Source organism: Anaerococcus sp. HMSC065G05, assembly GCF_001812365.1.
In the GTDB taxonomy this organism is placed as follows: Bacteria; Bacillota; Clostridia; order Tissierellales; family Peptoniphilaceae; genus Anaerococcus; species Anaerococcus vaginalis.
In genome coordinates, this window is sequence record NZ_KV808705.1 from 29971 (window position 1) to 33779 (window position 3809).

The following is a 3809-nucleotide window of genomic DNA, read 5'->3' on the forward strand; positions in this document are numbered from 1 at the left end:
AAATTCATCTTGATTTATTTTTCTTTTATCTAGTTTTAGTGGAAGTTCTATATTATGACGAACTGTTAGGTTGGGAATTAAATTATAAAATTGATAAATTAGTCCAACTTTTCTTCTTCTAAAGTGGGCTAATTCTTTTGAGGAATACTTTGAGATGTCGTTACCATCTATATAAACCTTACCATCATCTGGACTATCTACTCCTCCTATAATATGTAGGAGGGTTGATTTACCAGACCCACTTGGTCCAACAATGGCGACAAATTCACCTCTTTCAATTTCAAGGTTAACACCGTCTAAGGCAATGACCTTAGAATTACCCTCGCCGTATTCTTTTCTTAAATTTTCTACTTTTAATATTTCCATACTTTCCTCCTTAATTTAAGGTAAGTATATAAAAGTAAAGTGATTTTTAGGTGACATTATAAAATTTAATTTCAAATCTTGCTCCAGCATCAATATTTGAAACAGAAATCTCCCCATTGTTTTTTTCGACAATTGTCTTCGCCATAGCAAGACCAATTCCAAAACCATTTGAGTCGGGCGTTTTATAAAAGCGTTTAAAGATTTTTTTCATATTCTCTTTTTCTATTCCTCCGCCATTGTCTTCAATGATTAAGCTTGTATAGAGGGGATTTTTGTATGATGAAACCACGATTTTATCACAAGTCGGTCTATTATCAGCATTTTTCACAATATTAATTAGAGCTTCTGCTAGCCAATAAAAATCTCCATAAATACTATTTTCCTTTAAACTTTGTGCTACTTCTACATTAGTAGATCTCCTTAAATCTAAACTATCTAAAGCATAATCCACTAATTCATCTAAACGAATTTGTTCTTTTTTCATTAAATCTTTGTTTGCATCAAGGCTTGATAGTTTGAGCAAAATATCTGATAGGGAGTTTAATCTTAAGAGTTGTCTTTTTAATTTCTCTATATCATCATTATCTGAAAAATCCATCTCCAAATTTTCTATGGAAAAAAGCATAGATGTTATAGGAGTTTTAATTTGATGAGCGATGTCTTCCAGGTATTCTATTTGCTTTTCGCTATTTTTACTACTTGTCTCTTTGGCTTCCACTATTTCTATAAAAAGTTTGTAAATCTTATCTTCTAATATTGAAAAATCATCTTGCTTCATAGGAATTTTGTAGTCTCGATTTTTCATTTTTTCTATCAGCTCTATAAGTTCATTTATTCTATTTTTCTTTCTTTTTTCTAAAAAATAATACAGAAGTAAAAGACTTATTATCCAAAATATATATATCATTTAATTCATCCTATATCCAATTCCTCTAACAGTAGAAATTACTTCTCTATCAAGTTTTTCTCTGATTCTCTTAATAGTTGATGTGAGAGTATTGTCATTTACAAACTTATCCCTATCTTCCCAGAACATTTCCAACAGTTGACCTCTAGTATAGACTCGGTGAGGATTTTTAATAAATAAGACTAGGATTTCATATTCTAGCGAAGTTAAATCCACCAGATTTCCCTTAAAATAAACTTTTGAATCATTTAAATCTATTTTGATATCCTTGTAAGTAATTATTTTGTCTTGACTTAGAGGTATCGTTCTTAAAACCGCATCAATTCTTGCCCTTAATATTGCAAGGGAAAATGGTTTAGTTAAATAGTCGTCCGCTCCTTGATCTAGAGATTCAATTATAAAATCTTCATCATTTTTTACAGTTGTTACAATAACTCTTATGTCCTTATCTTTTAATCTTTCTATCAAATGTTGACCGTCTTTATCTGGTAGATTTATGTCTAATAGTGCCACATCCATGTCTACATTCATCTTATAGGTCGACTCGTAAAAAGATGATGCAAGCTCTACTTCATAACCATTATTAACTAAATACTTTTCCATTTGTAAAGCAATTTCTTTGTTATCCTCTATAATTAAAACACTCTTCATTCTAACCCTCTCATGTATCAACTTTGAAATCTATTAAATTAATTTGTTCTGTATCATTTATCTATAAGCAAATTAAAGCTACTAACAAATAATTAAATATAAAATATAAAATTCTAAATTATAATAAAAATATCATTAACGAATCTGATTAATGTAAATTATTAAGGTAATTAATATATAATCTTACAGCTTATAAAAAAATTTTTTAACTTTATTTTTCTAAAGCTTCCTTATAGATTAAAATTTTATGTTTAAATGAGTCTATTCCACCTTCCATGTGATTTATTATTTCTTTTTTTATAGCTACTTCACCAGGATAACCTTGATTTTTCACCCATCCATGTACTCCATCAGAATCCATTACTAACACACAGTCTGACATTGCATTAGTTACAATTGTTGCACTATGAGTTGCAATTATAACTTGTCTATCATTTTTAGTTTTCCTTAGCTGCTGAACAAGATTTTTATAAATATATCTACTATCCAAATTATCCTCTGGTTGGTCAATAACAATCGGTCTGAAATCATTGTTATATTTCCCATATCCTAATATAAAGTCTAACATTGCTACGACTTTTTGACCTAATGATAAGTTTTTTATATCTTTATAAATCTCTTGAAGATTTTTATTGTCTTCCCTACTATTAATATTAAATAGGATAGTGTATTCTTCAAGTTTTCTAAAGTAGTTTTTAAAATATCCAATCCATGTATCTATATTTTTATCGTCAGTTGCATATATTAATAAATCCGATATTAACGCCTTAGCAATATCAGCATTAATAATTGTTTTATTGGAATCTATTACTTTAAAACTACTTTCTTCTGTAAATTCTAAAAACTCTTTGGGATTTATCCAAGAAGAATCTTTATTTATTGATGATTTCAAAAAATTAATCAATCCTTTTTTATCTATTATATAAAATATAAATCCCTCTAAATTTTCTCTCTTAATATTATATCTATTAATAATACTTGAAAATTTACTTTTATAAATTTCTTCTATGGGGTACTCAAGCACTAAATCATTTTGAATATAATCGATTTTTAATGTTCCTTTTTGAGTTTCATTAAAAGGATCTAGTACCTTTTTTACATCTTCTCTTCTACTTTTTAAAATACTTTCTATATCTCTTAGAAATTTAGATAAACCTGATTTAGCTTTAATTTTTATTTTATTTTCAAATGGTTCTAACTCTTTATTTTTAAACATCAAATCATAAATAAACCTGTTAATTTCATCTCCACTTGCATATCTAACAAGATCATTAACAGAATACCTATTATCATAAAGTTCTGATAGGATTTTTGTTTTATTACGTACTTTTTCGATATTACTAATATCCATCTCTTTAACATTACTACAAGTTATCTTATATAAGTTCAAATACTTTTTAAGCATGTATTTTTTAATTCTGTCTCTATTAAAATAATATCTTCTTCCATATTGATAAGGTCGTTCCTCTTCAAATCGGCTTAAAATATTATCATCATCTTCTTTATAAGGACTTATAAATTCAACAATATACTCATCTCTATCACATTGAAATAATAAATATACATTCCCATGCTTACAAATAAAATCTAAAAGATTCTCATCATGAACACTTTGTGTCATTACAAAATCAATTGTTTCAAGAACAGTACTCTTGCCAGTTCCTCTTCCCCCTATCAAGCAATTTAAAGAATCTGAGAATTTTACAGTAAAATCTCCATCTTTCTTTTTATTAGATAGAAAACCAGATTCTTCAAACATTACATATAAGCCTTCTATATAAACTTTATTTTTATTCATGTTCTCATAACTTACAGAAATATCAAAATCAATTAAAGCTTCTTTTAACATTTGAAAGTTAATATCACTTCCCTTAATCCAAAAAAA

The 3809-nt window shown here is 27.3% G+C and carries 4 protein-coding genes; all 4 read right to left on the reverse strand.

Features of this window, described 5'->3' with window-relative positions:
- Positions 1–366 (reverse strand): ABC transporter ATP-binding protein (locus tag HMPREF2852_RS04985; protein ID WP_148130549.1); only part of this gene is annotated, 366 nt, incomplete at its 3' end.
- A 46-nt stretch (positions 367–412) separates the two neighbouring features.
- Complete coding sequence (locus HMPREF2852_RS04990; RefSeq protein ID WP_070606336.1) at positions 413–1273, reverse strand: sensor histidine kinase; 861 nt, start codon at positions 1271–1273, stop codon at positions 413–415.
- Complete coding sequence (locus tag HMPREF2852_RS04995) at positions 1274–1924, reverse strand: response regulator transcription factor (protein WP_070606338.1); 651 nt, start codon at positions 1922–1924, stop codon at positions 1274–1276.
- A 211-nt stretch (positions 1925–2135) separates the two neighbouring features.
- Positions 2136–3809, reverse strand: a 1674-nt coding sequence (locus HMPREF2852_RS05000; RefSeq protein ID WP_083306968.1) for a Spaf_1101 family AAA-like ATPase, incomplete at its 5' end; no start/stop codon positions are given.